Origin of the sequence: Celeribacter persicus (genome assembly GCF_003050785.1) — a bacterium.
Classification (GTDB): Bacteria; Pseudomonadota; Alphaproteobacteria; order Rhodobacterales; family Rhodobacteraceae; genus Celeribacter; species Celeribacter persicus.
Map to the genome: position 1 here is coordinate 35934 of NZ_QAOH01000014.1, position 17291 is coordinate 53224.

At 60.3% G+C, this 17291-nt stretch carries 19 protein-coding genes; 5 read left to right on the top strand and 14 right to left on the bottom strand.

What is annotated here, in order from left to right:
* Positions 1-53: 53 nt before the first annotated feature.
* From C8N42_RS15595 to C8N42_RS15610, 4 genes are all read right to left on the bottom strand, one after another.
* Positions 54-626: a transglycosylase SLT domain-containing protein gene (locus C8N42_RS15595; RefSeq protein WP_107817556.1), complete on the bottom strand. Its 573-nt coding sequence runs from the start codon at positions 624-626 to the stop codon at positions 54-56.
* Positions 627-699: 73 nt separating this feature from the next.
* Positions 700-1002, bottom strand: coding sequence for an FtsB family cell division protein (locus tag C8N42_RS15600; protein WP_107817508.1), 303 nt, complete (start codon positions 1000-1002; stop codon positions 700-702).
* Positions 1003-1213: 211 nt separating this feature from the next.
* A complete protein-coding gene (locus C8N42_RS15605) occupies positions 1214-2107 on the bottom strand; it encodes a fructose bisphosphate aldolase (protein WP_107817509.1) in 894 nt (297 codons plus the stop codon).
* A 265-nt stretch (positions 2108-2372) separates the two neighbouring features.
* Positions 2373-3560: a phosphoglycerate kinase gene (locus C8N42_RS15610; protein WP_107817510.1), complete on the bottom strand. Its 1188-nt coding sequence runs from the start codon at positions 3558-3560 to the stop codon at positions 2373-2375.
* Positions 3561-3743: 183 nt separating this feature from the next.
* Between C8N42_RS15610 and C8N42_RS15615 the strand changes: the two genes are divergently transcribed.
* The gene (locus tag C8N42_RS15615) at positions 3744-4250 is read left to right on the top strand and encodes a peptidylprolyl isomerase (RefSeq protein WP_107817511.1); all 507 of its coding nucleotides are present in this window, start codon (positions 3744-3746) and stop codon (positions 4248-4250) included.
* Positions 4243-4800 (top strand): peptidylprolyl isomerase, encoded by a 558-nt coding sequence (locus tag C8N42_RS15620; protein ID WP_107817512.1) that lies wholly within the window; start codon positions 4243-4245, stop codon positions 4798-4800. Before C8N42_RS15615 ends, C8N42_RS15620 begins: the two co-directional genes overlap by 8 nt.
* Before the next feature lie 82 nt (positions 4801-4882).
* On the opposite strand, the gene C8N42_RS15625 is transcribed toward C8N42_RS15620, so the two are convergent.
* Together C8N42_RS15625 and tyrS are read right to left on the bottom strand one after the other, a co-directional pair.
* Entirely contained in the window at positions 4883-5728 is an 846-nt protein-coding gene (locus C8N42_RS15625; protein ID WP_146168282.1) for a hypothetical protein, read from the bottom strand.
* Between the two features lie 104 nt (positions 5729-5832).
* Positions 5833-7086, bottom strand: a complete 1254-nt coding sequence (gene tyrS, locus C8N42_RS15630) for a tyrosine--tRNA ligase (RefSeq protein ID WP_107817514.1) — start codon at positions 7084-7086, stop codon at positions 5833-5835.
* A gap of 72 nt (positions 7087-7158) precedes the next feature.
* On the opposite strand from tyrS, the gene C8N42_RS15635 reads away from it, so the two are divergent.
* Complete coding sequence (locus C8N42_RS15635) at positions 7159-8265, top strand: anhydro-N-acetylmuramic acid kinase (RefSeq protein ID WP_107817515.1); 1107 nt, start codon at positions 7159-7161, stop codon at positions 8263-8265.
* A gap of 489 nt (positions 8266-8754) precedes the next feature.
* Entirely contained in the window at positions 8755-9021 is a 267-nt protein-coding gene (locus C8N42_RS15640; RefSeq protein ID WP_107817516.1) for a DUF2798 domain-containing protein, read from the top strand.
* A 118-nt stretch (positions 9022-9139) separates the two neighbouring features.
* Here the strand turns inward: C8N42_RS15640 and C8N42_RS15645 are convergent, their stop codons facing one another.
* Positions 9140-9577: a cupin domain-containing protein gene (locus tag C8N42_RS15645; protein ID WP_107817517.1), complete on the bottom strand. Its 438-nt coding sequence runs from the start codon at positions 9575-9577 to the stop codon at positions 9140-9142.
* 128 nt (positions 9578-9705) lie between these two features.
* On the opposite strand from C8N42_RS15645, the gene C8N42_RS15650 reads away from it, so the two are divergent.
* On the top strand, positions 9706-9984 hold the full coding sequence (locus C8N42_RS15650) for a glycine zipper 2TM domain-containing protein (RefSeq protein ID WP_107817518.1): 279 nt from the start codon (positions 9706-9708) through the stop codon (positions 9982-9984).
* 58 nt (positions 9985-10042) lie between these two features.
* Here the strand turns inward: C8N42_RS15650 and C8N42_RS15655 are convergent, their stop codons facing one another.
* From C8N42_RS15655 to C8N42_RS15685, 7 genes are all read right to left on the bottom strand, one after another.
* Positions 10043-10651, bottom strand: a complete 609-nt coding sequence (locus C8N42_RS15655) for a DUF2238 domain-containing protein (protein ID WP_107817519.1) — start codon at positions 10649-10651, stop codon at positions 10043-10045.
* A gap of 196 nt (positions 10652-10847) precedes the next feature.
* Positions 10848-11477, bottom strand: coding sequence for a GNAT family N-acetyltransferase (locus tag C8N42_RS15660; protein WP_107817520.1), 630 nt, complete (start codon positions 11475-11477; stop codon positions 10848-10850).
* A 74-nt stretch (positions 11478-11551) separates the two neighbouring features.
* Positions 11552-12337, bottom strand: coding sequence for a DUF4238 domain-containing protein (locus C8N42_RS15665; RefSeq protein WP_107817521.1), 786 nt, complete (start codon positions 12335-12337; stop codon positions 11552-11554).
* A gap of 73 nt (positions 12338-12410) precedes the next feature.
* Positions 12411-13688: a phosphopyruvate hydratase gene (gene eno, locus C8N42_RS15670; RefSeq protein ID WP_107817522.1), complete on the bottom strand. Its 1278-nt coding sequence runs from the start codon at positions 13686-13688 to the stop codon at positions 12411-12413.
* Between the two features lie 199 nt (positions 13689-13887).
* Entirely contained in the window at positions 13888-14796 is a 909-nt protein-coding gene (locus tag C8N42_RS15675; protein WP_107817523.1) for a DMT family transporter, read from the bottom strand.
* Positions 14797-15128: 332 nt separating this feature from the next.
* The gene (locus tag C8N42_RS15680) at positions 15129-15962 is read right to left on the bottom strand and encodes a PhzF family phenazine biosynthesis protein (protein WP_107817524.1); all 834 of its coding nucleotides are present in this window, start codon (positions 15960-15962) and stop codon (positions 15129-15131) included.
* Positions 15959-17230 (bottom strand): cation:proton antiporter, encoded by a 1272-nt coding sequence (locus C8N42_RS15685; protein WP_107817525.1) that lies wholly within the window; start codon positions 17228-17230, stop codon positions 15959-15961. Before C8N42_RS15685 ends, C8N42_RS15680 begins: the two co-directional genes overlap by 4 nt.
* Positions 17231-17291 lie beyond the last annotated feature (61 nt).

Genomic DNA, 17291 nt, shown 5'->3' on the forward strand with positions numbered 1-17291 from the left:
TATTTTGGAGCGTGCGGAGCAGAATGCATGCTTGCATCTAACCGAGCGATCCCTCACCGACGACAATACCCCAGTTGCGCCTCGTACCGTGCCGCCCGTGCCGCAACCCCATCCGCCGTGTTCAAGAGCCATGTTTTGCCATTGTGCGAGCCGCGGGCGTAGCCCGTGCGGCCTTCGTGATAGGCGAGATAGCTGTTGCGCGCATCCGAGTTGGAGATGCCCAGAGCGGCGTTGTTTGTGGACACATACCAGCCGATGAAATCGGTGGCGTCGCGGATGTTGCTGCGGCTGGCGCCTGCGCGGCCCGGGCCGTTGCGGTAGTCGTCCCATGTGCCGTCGAGCGCCTGTGCGTAGCCGCGTGCGGAGCTGGCCCGGCCTTTCGGGATGATGAAGAGCACATAGCGCTTTGGCGGGCGGGCGGTCGCGCGGAACGTGGATTCCTGATAGATCAGTGCCATCTGCACATGGATCGGCACGCCCCATTTGCGTTCCGAGGCCTCAAGGGCGGAGCGGTAATGCGGGCGTTCGCGGAAGATCGCGCAGGCATCTTCGGGGTTTGAGGGCGCGCCGCCATAACCGCCGCCACAGGCGGACAGCGTCAACAGTCCTGCGCTGCCGATAATCATGCGGCGGCGGGTGAGAAGCGGTGTGATATCGGTGGTTCTCTGTGTCATCGGATGCCTTTCGGGGCAGGGGATGTCAGCGGATCACGATCTCGTCGGCGCGCAGATACCCGAGAATGTCGCGCGCCTGTTCGTCCAGCAGATCGAGATCGAGGTAGGTGTCGGACATGCGCAGGGTCTTGTTGCGCATGACGGCCAGCTCATCGTCGAGCTGTCCGCTCACCGTTTGCAGTTGAGACAGTTCTGCCTCGATCTGCAAACGGCGAAACAGCCCATATTCCCCTTGCACGGCGGCAAAGGTGAAATAGCCACCGAGGGTGACCATGACGCCACTGTACAACAGCACAGTCAGCGACGGGCGTTTGCGCGGATGAGCCATGATAGGCTTCTTACCTTGTATGAAAGGTGCCTGATGGCACCTGCTCTGCCTCACGGGGCTCTCTCTTTGGTGGATCGCCTCCGTAAACTGTTTATGACACAGGCGATTCGCCCTGTGAATCCCAAAAACGAATCATCCGCAAAAAAATGCTGAAACGAAAAAGGGCGCCCCGGAGGGACGCCCTGAAAAACCTGATGGTCTTCTCGGGAGATCAGCCCGCGATGGAGGCTTTGTAGATGCTGTCCACGGCGTCCGCGAGCGTCGCGTTGAACTCCTCGTCGGTCTGTTTCGCGTTCAGCCCTTCGGAGAGCGCGCGGGAGAAGGAGGCGATCATGCCGGTGTTTTTGCTAAGGATTTCGTTGGCCTCGTCGCGGGCATAGCCGCCGGAGAGTGCCACGACCTTGAGAACACGCGGGTGATCGACCAGCGGTTTGTAGAAATTGGCCTCAGTCGGCAGGGAAAGCTTGAGCATCACCTGCTTGTTTTCCGGCATGGCGTCGAGATGCTTGAGAATCTCTTCGCGCAGGATGGCTTCGGCCTCGGCCTTGTCGGAAATGGTGATGGTCACCTCGGGTTCGAGGATCGGCATCAGCCCTGCGGCGATGACCTGATCGCCCACGGCGAATTGCTGATCCACCACGGCCTTGATGCCTTCCGGGTTGGCGGCATTGATCACGGAGCGTTCTTTCGTGCCAAACACGCCGAGTTTGTACGCGCGGGCCAGAAGGTCGTCGAGGCCCGGCATCGGTTTCATGAGCTGCACGCCGTTTGCCTCGGCCTCAAGGCCTTTGTCGATCTTCAGGAACGGCACCACGCCCTTCACATCCCAGAGGTAGGAGGGGGTCGGTTTGCCCTCGACCATACGGTCCATGGTCATCTCAAAAAGGATCGCGCCGATCACCTTCTCGCCGGTGAAGGCGGGCGAGGTCATGATGCGGGAGCGCATTTCGTGGATCAGGTCGAACATCTGCTCTTCGCCGGAATATTCGTTTTCCTCGATGCCGTAGAGTTTCAGCGCTTTCGGTGTGGACCCGCCCGACTGGTCGAGTGCTGCGATGAAGCCCTGGCCTTCGCCGATCTTGGCGGTCATTTCCTGAATGGACATGTCTTTCCTCTTTTGGCTCAAATCTGTCCCCTGAGGGGAGTTCCGGAGTTCCCGACCGGGTTAACCCGCCCGGCATTCTGTCGCAATCGTGGTGGCGCTAACGCCTTGATTTTCTTTCCTGTGGTGGCGCTAACGGGCGATTTCGCCCAGAAGCTAGGCCCTTTTGTGGGCATATGGCATGATCTGGCGCAAGCTCCGGTTTCATAACTGCCATGCAGCGGGATCAGAGCATGAAAAAGCCCGCACGCGGCGGGCTTCTCCAGAGTTATCCAAGCGCCACGACGCCCGGAAGGTCCTTGCCTTCCATCCACTCAAGGAAAGCGCCGCCCGCCGTCGAAATATAGGTGAAGTCGTCCGCAGCCCCCGCCTTGTTCAGCGCCGCCACCGTGTCGCCGCCGCCTGCGACCGACACCAGCTTACCGGCCTTGGACAGTTCTGCGGCCTTTTTCGCCGCCGCATTGGTCGCCGCGTCGAAAGGTTCGATCTCAAAGGCTCCGAGCGGGCCGTTCCAGATCAGGGTCTTCGCCTCTTCGAGAATGGCGGAGATTTTTTCGACCGATTTCGGGCCGGCATCGAGAATCATCGCATCCGCCGGGCATTCCGTAGTCGGCACGGTCTCGTTCTCGGCATTGGCCTTGAACTCGCGCGCCACGACCACATCGACCGGCAGCACGATTTCGCAGCCTGCTTCACCAGCTTTCTTGGTGATCTCGCGTGCGGTTTCGGCCAGATCGTGCTCGCACAGCGATTTGCCAACGTCCACGCCCTCGGCGGCGAGGAAGGTGTTCGCCATGCCACCGCCGATCACCAGATAATCGACCTTGCGCACCAGATTGCCCAGAAGGTCCAGCTTGGTCGAGACTTTCGCACCGCCGACAACCGCCACGACAGGGCGTTCCGGGGTGGAAAGTGCGCCTTCGAGCGCAGAAAGCTCGGCCTGCATCAGGCGACCGGCGCAGGAGGGCAGGAGTTTCGCCACACCTTCGGTCGAGCCATGCGCACGGTGCGCGGCGGAGAAGGCGTCGTTCACATAGACATCGCCAAGTGCTGCGAGCGAGGCGGCGAACTGGCCGTCATTGTCGGTTTCGCCCTTGTGGAAGCGGGTGTTTTCCAGGAGCAGAACCTCGCCTTCGCCAAGCTCCGCCACGGCTTCCTTGGCCGGGCCGCCGATGCAGTCGGAGGCGAATTTCACCGGTACGCCGAGCACATCGGCGACCGCGTCCTTGATCAGGCCGAGGCTCATATCGGGGACCACCTGACCTTTCGGACGGCCGAAATGCGCCATCAGAACCGGTTTGCCGCCCTTGGCGAGAATGTCGTCGATGGTGGGCTTGATCCGCTCGATCCGGGTGGCGTCCGTAACTTTGCCGTCCTTGACGGGCACGTTGATGTCGACGCGCGTCAGCACCACCTTGCCGGAGAGATCCATGTCGTCGAGGGTTTTCCAGGCCATGTCGAAAAGTCCTTGTCTAAGAAGGTTGGGCATCTGTCGCTAACTGTTTGACGGCTCCTCACCGCTTCGTCAACCGCGCGTGAGCGGGAGAGGGCATCCGGGCGCAGATCGGCCTTTCCCTTGGTCTTCCGGCACTCTAAACTGCGCAAAAATCTGACCCGTTCTCACCCGGAGGAGGCATTCATGGCCGAGATCAAGGACCCCGAAAACACGATCATCATCACGCTCGACGGCGGTGAGGTGGTTATCGAGCTGCTGCCCGATATCGCCCCGAAACATTGCGAACGGATGAAGGAACTGGCCCGTTCCGGTGCCTATGACGGTGTGGTGTTTCACCGTGTGATCGACGGTTTCATGGCGCAGACGGGCGACGTGAAATTCGGCAATCAGAACAAGGATTTCGAATTGCGGCGCGCGGGCACCGGCGGGTCCGACCTGCCGGATCTTCCGGCCGAATTCTCCGGTATTCCGCACGATCGCGGCACGCTGGGCGCAGCCCGCTCGATGAATCCGAACTCCGCCAACTCGCAGTTCTTCATCAACTTCGCCGACAATCACTTTCTCAACCGGCAGTACACGGTCTATGGCCGCGTGATCTCCGGCATGGACGCGGTGGACAAGATCACCCGTGGCGAGCCGCCGATGTATCCGGATGCGATGATTTCCATGAAGGTGGCCGCCGATGCTTAAGTCTCTGACCCTGATCGCCGCTCTGGCGACCGGCCCGGCCTTTGCCACCGGGCTCGACATCGTGGTGGAAGGCGAGGCCAACGGGCTCGTCCACATCGACCTGTTCGAGGACGTTGCGCCCGGCCATGTCGATCAGATCACCAAGCTCGCCAATGAGGGCGCTTATGACAACGTTGTCTTTCACCGGGTGATCGACGGCTTCATGGCTCAGACGGGCGATGTGCAATATGGCAAGATGGGAACGGCGGATTTCTCCATGCAGATGGCCGGACGCGGCGGGTCGCACTATCCGGACCTCAAGGCCGAGTTTTCCGATCTTTCCTTTGACGAAGGCGTCGTCGGCATGGCGCGCAGCCAGAACCCGAATTCCGCCAATGCACAGTTCTTCATCATGTTCGCCCCCGCGCCGCATCTGAACGGCCAGTACACGGTGGTGGGCAAGGTGACCTCCGGCATGGATGTGGTTCACGCGATCAAGAAGGGCAATGGCCCGAACGGCGCGGTGATCGGTCAGCCGGATGTGATGACCTCGGTGAAGGTCACGGAGTGAAGCGATCTCGCGGAGATTAACGGAAGGGCGTTCTCGGACGCCCTTTTTCTTTGGAGTTTTCCTTGTCTGAGTGGTGTCGGTGTCAGAACTCGAACCGCAAAGCGGCATTCGCAAGCCCGTCTCCGGCCCCGTAGCCACCCGAAACATCGAGGGAGGTGCTGCCCCGGAGGTAGATATTCGCCCCCAGAAGTGCGACCCCATCCTCGGGTTCTTCAATCGGCACGGAAACCAGTTCGGTCAGCGCCACCCGGTCGCTCAGGGCGTGACGATAGGCCAGTTCCATCGCGGCAGGGGCATCGTTCGCCTCGTTATAGGAGAACGTGCCGGTGATTTCACCGGGGCCCAACACACGGCTGCCCTGCACCTTGGCATTGGCGTCGGAGCCATCGCCGTCGATATATTCCAGCGCCGCCTCGATCCGCCAGTCTCCCGCGTTCCAGCCGCCGCCAAGCCCCAGAACCGTGGTGTCGTAATCCTCGACATAATGCAGCGACAGCGCCATTCCCGTATCGCTGTAGCGCAGCCCGTAGGGCAGGTAATTGTCCACGTTGATCGTCCCGTCGGTCAGGCGGCTGAACCCGCTTTCCGTTCGTATCAGTGCTTCCGGCAGCATGACGTTCGAGATCAGCGGACGCGCGAAACTGTCATAAGCGGGGCGGGGATTGCCGATTTCGTAGCACGCGCTTCCAAGGCTGTAGCTCAGCGCGGCATAGGTTTCGTGCTCGCGCCCCAGCGTGCCGAAGGCTCCGAAGGTCAGCCCCAGCCCGTTCCAGGCGGTTCTCCATGTGCCATCGCCGCCCAGCCAGACGTCCTGATCCTCGACCGTCGAGCCGCCAAGCGCAATCCAACCATCGCCGGTCAGCCAAGGCTCGGCCTGTGCCGCGCTGGCGAAGCACAAAACAAGAGGGAGGAGGGCAATTCGCTTCATACGTGTATTCTGCACCTGAAAATGGAAAAAATCCATGAATTTCAAATCACAAAACCGCGCGCGGATTGCTCTGCGCGCGGTTTGCAAAAGATTGGGTGGGGGGGTTAGCCTTTGAGCACCACGAGAGCGTGGCGTTTTTTGCCCGCCGAGAGCTTCATCGGCTCCTTGAGCATCTCCGCCGTGACCAGAAATCCCGCGTCCTTATGATCTTCGTCATTCACCTTGGCACCGCCCTCGGCAAACAACCGTTTTGCCGCTTTGCCAGAGTCCGCCAGACCCGATTTGACAAACAATTGCACGATGGAGATGCCATCGCCGATGTCTGCAGGCGAAAGCTCCACGGTCGGAAGGTCATCACCCACGCCGCCTTTCTCGAACACCTCGCGCGCGGTGGCTTCGGCGGCTTTGGCGGCCTCTTCCCCGTGCAGAAGCGCCGTGACCTCATTGGCGAGGATGATCTTCGCTTCATTGATTTCGGAGCCTTCGAGCGCACCGAGGCGATCACATTCCTCGACCGGCAGATCGGTGTAGAGCTTGAGGAAACGGCCTGTGTCCGCGTCCGTGGTGTTGCGCCAGAACTGCCAGAATTCGTAGGGCGAGAGCATCTCGGCATTGAGCCAGACCGCGCCGCCCTGCGATTTGCCCATCTTGCGCCCGTCGGACGTGGTCAAAAGCGGCGTCGTCAGCCCGTAAATCTCGTTGTCGAGAACCCGGCGTGTCAGGTCGATGCCGTTGACGATGTTGCCCCACTGATCCGATCCGCCCATCTGCAACAGACAGTCGTAGCGGCGGTTCAGTTCGAGGAAGTCGTAGGCCTGAAGGATCATGTAGTTGAATTCGAGGAAAGACAGCGATTGCTCACGGTCCAGACGCGATTTCACGCTCTCAAACGACAGCATCCGGTTGACGGAGAAATGCCGCCCGATGTCACGCAGGAAATCGAGGTAGTTCAGATCGTCGAGCCACTCGGCATTGTTGCGCATGAGCGCTGCGTTCTCGCCATGGTCGTAGTCGAGGTAACGGGCAAAGACCTTTTGCATGCCGTCGATGTTGGCGTCGATCTGTTCCGGCGACAGAAGCGGACGCTCATCGGAACGGAAGGACGGGTCGCCCACTTTCGTCGTGCCGCCGCCCATGAGCGTGATCGGCTTGTGCCCGGTCTTCTGGAACCAGCGCAGGAGCATGATGTTGAGCAAATGGCCCACGTGCAGGGACGCGGCGGTTGCGTCATAGCCGATATAGGCGGTCACCATCCCTTTGCTCAGCGCTTCGTCCAGCTCTTGCAGATTGGTGCAATCGGCCAGAAATCCGCGCTCGATGATCACGCGCAGAAATTCCGATTTGGGATGGTAGGTCATCTCTCACATTTTCCATTCAATGGTCGGTCGCGGCCTGATATATCGGGGCGCGCACCAAAGGGAAAGAGTGTGATGAGCGGTAAGAGCAAAGCGGTGCCCCTGTGGGTTGCGGGCTGTATGTCGGGAACCTCTCTCGACGGGGTGGATGTGGCGCTGTTGCGGACCGACGGGGTGGAGATTTTCGAGTTCGGCGACACGGGCTTTCGCCCCTACAGCACGGCGGAGCAGGAGATGTTCCGCGCCGAGCTTGGCACTTGGCGGGCCTCTGAGGCGCTCACCGAATTGATCGAGACGGCCCATGCAGAGGCGCTTTCAAAGCTCGACGGTTTCGAGCTGATTGGTTTTCATGGCCAGACCCTGGCCCATGCGCCCGACGAGGGGCGGACTTATCAGGCAGGCGACGGTGCGGTTCTGGCCGAGGTCACGGGCGTGCCGGTGGTCTGGGATTTCCGCACGGCGGATGTCGAAATGGGCGGGCAGGGTGCGCCCTTGGCCCCATTCTATCACCATGCGCTGTCGCGGTTCATCGGGGCGCAAGGTCCCGTCGCCTTTCTCAATCTCGGTGGCGTCGGCAATCTGACATGGGTCGATCCCGTGTTGTCCGATCCGGCGGCCAAAGGCGCTTTGCTGGCGTTCGACACCGGGCCCGCCAATGCGCCGGTCAACGATCTGATGCGGGCGCGCAGGGGTGAGACGTTCGATGCAGGCGGGGCACTGGCTTCGGAAGGGCAGCCGGACATGGAGATCGTTGCCAAGGGGCTGGAGCATCCCTATTTCTACAAGATGCCTCCGAAGTCTCTGGACCGGAACGATTTCCATGGTGTGCTCAAGGCTGTCGAAGCACTCCCGGACGCCGATGCCGCCGCCACGCTGACGGCTTTCTCGGCGGCCTCCGTCGCCCGCGCCATGGAGCATTGCCCGTCTCCGCCCGAAGCGCTCTATGTCACTGGCGGCGGGCGGCACAACGCCACGCTGATGGCGATGATCGCGGCGGGGGTGGATTGTCCGGTGATGCCGGTCGAGGAGGTCGGCCTCGATGGCGATATGCTTGAGGCGCAGGCCTTTGCCTATCTGGCGGTCCGTGTTCTGCGGGGCCTGCCGACCTCTGCGCCCACGACAACGGGGGTGCGTGCGGCCATAGGGGGGGGACGGGTGTCCCGTCCGGACGGTCAGGCCTGACCGATCAGACGTGCGGGGATCGACGCTTCGCCACTGTCGGGGCCGCTGGGCACCGGCGCGGGAAATGGGAGGGGAAACAGGCGACTGACAGTGGAAAGATCGGGGCCACCCCTGACTTTCCCCTCATCAGCGCCATACTCGGTACTCCGGGAAAACGAGCGGTCACATGTTTCCCCTCCGGTACTGATTAACCTGCCCAGATTAACCTGACGTCAGTTCAGCGCCAGTGCGGAAAACCTTACCATTCGATGAAATCTGCCGGGAAACGCGAAATGCTTTCCCCTTACTGCTCCGGGCTCTGTGCAAAATCTCTCTCTTGACGGGAAAAAGCTGTGCAGGTAACACGCACACCTGCCGAAAAGCGTTAGGGCGGTTGGTTATCCCGCCCCTCGGATTTCCGAGCGCAAGTCGAAAGAACCCACGGCATCCTTTTCCTGCGGGAGATGGGTGCCAATTGTGCTCCTCCCGCCTAATTTATGAGAGTGAGCTATGCTGGACGACAGAAAACGTAAGAAAGACAAGATCACCATCCTGTTGGCGCAGGCATTCATCTCCTGCATCATGGCATTTCTGATGACCCTGATCGTGAGTGAGTTGATTCCCGGGTTTCAGGAAGGTTTCACGCCGGGATGGCCCCGTGAATGGTTGACGCGCTACATCACCGCCTGGCCGATTGCCTTCGTGCTGTCGCTTGGCGTCGGGCCGATCGCCTTCTTTCTCTCCCATGCCGTCATGGGGCGGTTGATGCCGGAGTGAATACCCGACCCCGGTAGGGCGCAAGTCTTCTGGTGCGGCGAGGAGGAGCGCCGTTACCCGACCGGATCATCTTTCGGATGACTGTCTTGTTCCTCTCCGGGCCCTTCTGTATCCACGCTCATCTCGGAATGTCGAAACCCGGCGCGGCCAGTTCGAAGCCCTCGAAGCGAAATCCCGGTGAGACGGTGCAGCCGACCAGCGTCCATGCGCCCGTGCTACGCGCCGCCTGCCAGTGGTCCTTGGGCACGATGAGTTGCGGTGCCTGACCGGCGACGAGATCAGGGCCGAGGATCAGATCGCGGGCCGGGCCGCTCTCCGTTTCCGCCATCGACAGCACCAGAGGCGCCCCCGCGTAATAATGCCAGATTTCGGTGGCATCGACCCGGTGCCAGTGGCTGTTCTCTCCGGCTCTGAGCAGGAAATAGATGCAGGTGCCAGCGGGGCGTTCATTCCCCTCGGATTCTGCGATCCAGGTTTGGCGATACTGCCCGCCCTCGGGATGAGGTGAGAGGTTCAGCTGTGCGATGATGTCATCGGCCGACAGGTTTTGTGTCATGGTTTCAGTGCTTTGTTAACGTCCTTGGGAGAGCATCTCGGGAAGGCATGTGGCGGCGCGAAAAAAATCGGAACCGAAAGTCGTCGGCTGCGTTATTCTCTCAGAGATAAAGACAACGGGAGACTTCCATGTCCAAGAAAATTCTTCTGGCGCTCGCTTTTGCCGCGCCGACGCTCGCTGCCTGTACCACCATGAGCAACACCGATGCGAGCACTGCGTTCGGTGCGGCTACGGGGGCCGGTCTCGGCTATCTGACCGCCGACGCGCTCGGTTCGAGCGACGAGTGGAAAGTTCTTGCCACGCTGGGTGGTGCGGCCGCCGGTTCGATGGTGGCGAAGAACACCAACTCCGCGACCTGCGCCTATTCCAACGGCGACGGCACCTATTACACGGCGCCGTGCCCGTAAGGGGGTTCAGTTCCCAGTATTCCGGTACGAAAAGGCCCCCTCGCGGGGCCTTTTTGCATCAGTCGGTTGGTTTGACCCTGTTGAGCCGCGTGACCAGAACCATGGCGCAAAGCGCGCCGGAGGCATTGAACACAAGATCGAGCGCCGTGTTGACATAGCCGCCCACGTTGGTGTCGGGAACGAGTAGAACGGCGGTGAATTCGATGATCTCATTCACCGATCCGAGCCCCATTGCACCGAAGGCCGGCAGGGCGAAGGCGGTTTTCGTGCCTTTGAGCACCGGGAAGGTGTGGGTCATGATGTGCCACAAGAGCCACGCGGTCACGCCGAAGCCGTAGAAATGCACGATCTGGTCGTATTTCAGAAGGGTCATCTCGCCCTCGCTGACGATTGGGATCAGTTGCAGCGTGTAGAGCACCGATCCGTTGAGCGGCACGCCGCCGCCCGCCATGTGCAAAAGCCCCCAGAGCGAGAGCGCCCACAGCAGTTTGGGAGGATAGTCCACCATGCGCAGGCTGGTCGCGACGAGGCCGATCAGGATCAGCATGGTCGCGACATAGATGACGAATTCGAAATTCCCGATGGCAAAGAACCACAGGGTGAAACCGAGGACATAGACGGCGGTGAACAGGCCGACCTGTTTTTCCGCGCGGGTGACGGGGCCCATGGGGATCTCCTTCTTTTTCGCCGATCATCTCTGTGATGTGGCGGGAAGGGAAGGGGGAAACTTCACCACTTAAAGTGTTCGCCCAAAAAGCCTCAATCACAGCTTTTGGCCGAACGCCGTGCAACATATGAACGTTGCACGCGCCCTGCCTTTATCTGATGTCTCAGGTTAAAGGCCGGATGCTTTAGGGACGGGTTCAGATCAGCGGAATCTGCGGCGCGGCCGTCTCGGACAGCGGGCCGTTCATGCGCGGATCGTCCATCACCTCGATGGCGCGCCCATAGGGTTTGAAGCCCGAGCGGATGTAGAAACCCACGGCCTGCGGGCTGTCGAGCGTGCAGGTATGGACGAAGAACCGTTTGATCGGGGGCCGTTTTGTCGAGGGGGCAAACGCCTTGTCCAGCGCATGCTCCATCAGCCACCGCCCGGTGCCGCCGCCGATCAGGCCGGTGTCCAGCCCGAAAAACGCCAGTTCGGTGTTGTCGGGATCGCGGAAATCGAGTTCCAGAAGCCCGAGGTCAACACCCTCCTTGCGGACCGAATAGACCTCCACATTCGGGTCGGTCAGGATCGCAGAGAGCTTCGCGTCCTCCATGTACATCCTTGAAAACCAAAGCCAATCCTCGCCGATGCGGCGGTAAAGCGCACGATACCAGTCGAGGGTCGGGGCCTCATGGCGGACAAGCTCCAATCCCGGCTGCTCCGGTACGGACCGGGGCGCAGGGCGGGCGAACATTTCGAGGTAGGTGACAACGGCGGCAAGCTTGCCGGTGGGCAGGTCGTGAATGCCATCGGGGAGGGGGCTGGGGAGATGGGATTTGGTCATGGGGGGACATTGATGTAGGATAACCGGATTGGCAAGTTGTGCTTCTGAGGACATTGCTCGCCTGCGAAATCACTTTATTCGGTATGTTCAAACCTTTTAGCCAAATCGGCTACTTGAGTTTTTGAGCATCCAGCAAAACTTGTGCTTTGTGCGGCCAGTCGTTCATTCCATTCCAAAACTTGTTTGCTTTCCAAATGGACGGTGTTTGGTCCCCTCCAATCTGGGACAAAACCAACGGCGAGCTGAGAGCCGAAAGCTGCCCATAATTCCATTTTCCCGTCGATAAGACTTCCAGATGTCTCTCCTTGGTTCAAGAGGTGCATCACAGGATTGCTGCCGACTATGAAGAAATCTATAGGATTTGACGGTTTTGCAATCACAACTGGTATCATTGATAAAAAGTCGAGAAGATCCTTTGGCTGGTCGCCCAAGGTTTTGACCCGTATGTTGTCGATTTTCTGCGTCGAAAATTCTGTGTCAGGTGCGTGACGCTTTAGCATAGGCCCGTGCACGTCAGGTGAACAAAGCATGTGATTGTAAAAGAATTGAATGAGAATTGTTTCTTCATCGTGGGACAATGCTTCCGGGTTCAACGTAAATTGCGATCTCAATTTTCTTATGATTTGGGGAAGATAGTTCTCGAAATTCCTATCGTAAAAGATTTCAAGTGAATTGTCTTCCATACCATCAGGCAGATGAAGTGTATTCAGGTGCTTTTTGTAAAATATCGTTTTAAACGATCTCCATTTTGTACCTTCTGCTGGTTTCTCCTTGTCGTAGAAAAAGAGTCCCTTTTTGCCTTGTGAAGCAAATTGGCGTTGTAGCGTGACTGGTATGAAATGATGATTATTCTTGCTCATCGGCTTGCCCGCTTTGAAACAAAAAGCCCCACCAATCTGGCGGGGCTTTCTCTATTTCGTCAAGCGATTACGCTCACTTCTTCAAAATCGAAGCCCCGGCATATTCCGCCGTCGCGCCAAGCTGTTCCTCGATACGGATCAGCTGGTTGTATTTCGCCATCCGGTCAGAGCGCGACATGGAGCCGGTTTTGATCTGACCGCAGTTGGTGGCCACAGCGAGGTCGGCAATCGTCGCGTCTTCGGTCTCGCCCGAGCGGTGCGACATCACGTTGGTGTAGCGGGCGCGGTGGGCCATATCGACGGCTTTGAGGGTCTCCGATAGCGAGCCGATCTGGTTCACTTTCACGAGCATGGAGTTCGCAACGCCCTGTTCGATACCCGACGCCAGACGCTCGGGGTTGGTCACGAAGAGATCGTCGCCCACGAGCTGCACCTTGTCCCCCAGCTTGGCGGTCAGGAGTTTCCAGCCATCCCAGTCGTCCTCGGCCATGCCGTCTTCGATGGAGATGATCGGGTAGTCGTTGCACAGCTCGACGAGGTAGTCGGCGTTTTCCTCGGAGGTGAGCGATTTGCCTTCGCCCTTCATCTCGTATTTGCCGCCCTCGTAATATTCGGTCGAGGCGCAGTCGAGGGCGAGGTAAATGTCCTTGCCCGGTTCGTAGCCCGCCTTCTTGATGGCAGCGAGGACGAAATCCAGCGCTTCGCGGGTCGAGGAGATGTTCGGGGCAAAGCCGCCTTCGTCGCCGATCCCGGTGTTGTAGCCCGCCGCCGACAGCTCTTTTTTCAGCGTGTGGAACACTTCGGAGCCCATGCGGATCGCTTCTTTCACGCTGGTCGCGGAGACCGGCATGATCATGAATTCCTGAAAGTCGATCGGGTTGTCGGCATGCTCGCCGCCGTTGATGATGTTCATCATCGGCACCGGCAGGACGCGGGCGGCGGAACCGCCGACGTAGCGGTAAAGCGGCAGGGCGGAGTAATCGGCGGCGGCTTTGGCACAGGCGAGCGAGACGCCGAGGATGGCGTTGGCGCCGAGGCGGCCTTTGTTTGGCGTGCCGTCAAGCTCGATCATCACGGCGTCGATGGCTTCCTGTTCGGTGGCGTCCATGCCGACAAGCGCTTCAAGGATTTCGCCGTTCACGGCGGCCACGGCCTCCAACACGCCCTTGCCCATGTAACGGGACTTGTCGCCGTCCCGTTTTTCCACGGCCTCATGCGCGCCGGTCGAGGCGCCCGAGGGTACGGCGGCGCGGCCCATGGTGCCGTCTTCGAGGATGACGTCCACTTCCACGGTCGGATTGCCGCGGCTGTCGAGGATTTCGCGACCAATGATGTCGATGATGGTGCTCATGGCTTTATGTCCCTTTGCAAAGTTTGATTGGCGGGCCAGTCGCCTGTCTGAATATCAGCCGGGGCGGGCAGGTCAACAAGGCATGCGCTAACATGGCGCGTCTCTTTGCGTGCAAACGTGGGTAAAGCCGCGCAGTGCAAAGCTTTTGTGACGATTGCCCCAAAAATCACCCTGAAAATCGCCTCGGAAACGGGCGCGCTCAGACCCGGGGCGTCTCAAGATCGGCGCTCAGGGTCTCCCGATCCAGCCGCGCCAGTTTGCGTTCCCGAAGGAAGGTGTAAAGCCCGGAGGCGATGATCAGCGCGGAGCCTGCGAGCGTCATCAGATCGGGCCGCTCGCCAAAGATCAGCACGCCGCCGATCATGGTGAATACGAGGCGCGAATAGCGGAACGGGGTCACGGCGGAGGCATCGCCAAGGCGCATCCCCGCGACGATCAGCGTATAACCTGCGGCCCCGGCGACGATTGCAAAGAGCGTCTTGATCATGAGCGGCAGGTCGGGGGCCAGCGGCGTTGCGCCTGAGAGCCAGAGGTTCAGAAGGGCTGCGGGGATCACGGCGAGGAAGGCCTGAAAGGAGACGACGGTGGAGGGCACGGCGGCGTCCATCACCCGGGTCATCAGATCGCGGGTGGCGACCGCAACGACGGAGACGAGCACCCAGAGCGCCTGCGGCTCGAAGCCGGAAACCCCGGGGCGGATGATCATCAATACGCCGATGAAGCCCACGACGATGGCGCACCAACGTCGCCAGCCCACACTTTCCTTGAGAAACACCGCAGCGCCCAGCGTCACGGCCAGAGGCATGGATTGAAACACCGCGCCGACGGTGGAAATGTCCACCCGGGAAAGGGCGGTGACGAAAGCGACGGAGGCGACGGCTTCGGTGGAGGCGCGGATCAGGATCAGCGGTCGCCAGTTGCGCGCCACAAAAACCGGATCATGGCGGACAAGCGCCCAGATCAGGAAAATCGCGGCACTCGCCACGGCGATGGACAACAGCACCTGACCCACCGGGAGAAAACCGGAGAGATGTTTGATGAACATGTCTTCCACGGTGAAAAACGCCATGGAGCCGATGATCAGAAGGATGGCGCGCAGGTTGTGCATGGGAATGTCCTTGGAATGCGTTCTTCTGCCATGCCCTGTGATCGGCGTTCTGGCAATTGCGCAGAGCCGCAGACGGGGGTGCGGGAAAGTTCTCAACTCTTCTTCTGACGTCGTAAGGCGTGCAACGGTGGCTTGAGTTCCTAACCGGGTTTTTCGGCGATGTCATCTCGAAGTGCTTTGCCCTCCGGCTTTCTGCCGAATGCCGGTTCAGAAAGGATTAAGGTTAATCCAGTTAACCTTAATGCGAAAATGCGAAGAAAAAGGGGGACCGGTACGCGGGTTTCGCAAACGCGTCTGCCTCCGGGTGAGCGGAATACGCTGACAGGCCCGTCTCAGAAGACGAGCCTCCCCTCCATCATCCGCAAGGCCCGCCCGCCGATGGTGACACTCCCGGTTTCCACCGAAACCGTGATGCGCGAGGGGCGGCCCATGTCGTCGCCCTGATGGACGGTGAAGGCCAGCGCTTCGCCGGTCTCATCGAACAGCAACCGCCCAAGCGCCGCCGCCGCCGAGCCTGTGGCCGGGTCCTCGGGGATGTCGTCAAGCGGCGCGAACATGCGCATGTGCACGGTGTCGCCATCCCGCCACCATGGCACCTGGGCGAAATCCAATCCCATCGGATAGCGGGCATGGCCCTCGCGGAAACGCGCGACATCGGGGGCGATCCGCGACAGGGCTGCGCGCGAACTAAGTTCGGTGAAGGTGAAGGCCAGCCCCATGCCCGCCATGACGGGAGCGCCATTGAGATCGTCCTCTTCCAGTCCGAGCGCTCTGGCGACCAGCGCGGCGTCGGGCCGGGCGAGGGTGTCGAGCGGTTGACGGGCGGTAAAATGCGCCGCGCCATTCCCGGCCTGTGCGGTGATCAGCCCGACCTTGAGTTCCAGCCGCAAGTCGGGCCCGAAGCCCATCTCGGAGAGCGCAACCGCCGCCCCGATGGTGGGGTGTCCGGCGAAGGGCACCTCCATCGTCGGCGTGAAAATCCTGAGCCGCGCGGTGTTCGCCGCGTTCTCCGGTGGGTAGAGAAACACCGTCTCCGAATAGTTGAACTCGCGGGCGATCTTTTGCAGCCGCTCTTCGGGCAGGTTTTCCGCCTCGGGGACGACCGCAAGGGGATTGCCGCCAAAGGGCCGGTCGGTGAAGACGTCATAGGTGAGATAGCAAGTCATAGTTTCAGCTCCGGTTCGCGCCCGACGCGTTTGGCAAGTGGTCCGACGGTGAGGCCCTGCACGATGATCGAGAAGACGACGATGACATAGGTGGCCGCGAGGATCACGGGTTTCCATTCGCTGTCCGGCAGAGAAAGGGCGAGCGCGACGGAAATCCCGCCCTTGAGACCGCCCCAGGTCATGATCGGCACGGCTCCGCGCGAGAACGGTGTTACATTGTGCAGCAGGATGGCGGGGACGGTGACGGAAATCAGCCGGGCGACGAGCGCCAGCACGATGGCCAGAGCGGCGGCCTTGATCGTGACCATGTCGAAGACCACGGCGAAGACTTCGAACCCGATCATCAGGAAGAGAACGGCGTTGAGGATTTCGTCCACCATGGTCCAGAAAGCGGCGACATATTTGCGGGTTTCTTCCGACATGCCGTATTTCGTGCCGACATCGCCAATCAGAAGTCCGGCGCAAACCGCCATGATCGGGGCGGAAACACCGAGAGCCACGGCGAGTTCGTAGCCGCCGAAGGCGAGCCCCAGCGTGATCAGCACCTCAAGCGAATAATCGTCGATGAGCCGCATCACGCGGAAGGTCAGCCAGCCGAGGACAAGGCCCAGAACCGCGCCGCCCACTGCCTCGCGGAAAAAGAGCTTGCCGACCATGAGCGCCATGTTTTCCTCTTCGCCTGTGCCGCCATGACCCGAAGAGGTGGCACCAAAGGCCAGCCCCGCGAGGATCAGATAGACCACATAGCCGACGCCATCGTTGAACAGGCTCTCCCCGGCGATCTTGGTTTCCAGGCTTTTCGGCAGGTTCGCGTCCTTGAGCACGCCCAGAACCGCCACCGGATCGGTCGGCGAGATCAGTGCGCCGAAGGTGAGCGCGATCAGAAGTGGCATGCCGGTGAGCCAGGAAAATCCCACGCCGACCACGGCCGTGGAGAGCGCCACTCCGAGAGTCGCCATGAGGATGACCGGCAGCCACTGGTCCTTGAGATCGTCGAGTTTCACATGCAGGGCACCGGCGAAGAGCAGGAGGCCCAACATGCCGTCCAGAAGCGTGTCGGTGAAGTCGAACTCCTGTACGGTGGCGCGTATCTCTTCCTCGAACACGGTCGTGGGAAACAGAAGGTCTACGCCAATGATGACCAAAGAGGTGATCAGAGAGACGACGAGAATACCGATGGTGCTGGGCAGGCGTAAAAACAGGTAGTTAATCGCGCCAAAAGCCCCGGCAAGGACGATCAGCAGAGAGGCAAGTTGCAATACGGTCATGGGAGAAGCTCACGGGATGAAAGGCATCTCCTGTGTATCACCTTGGCGAAAATGGAAAAAG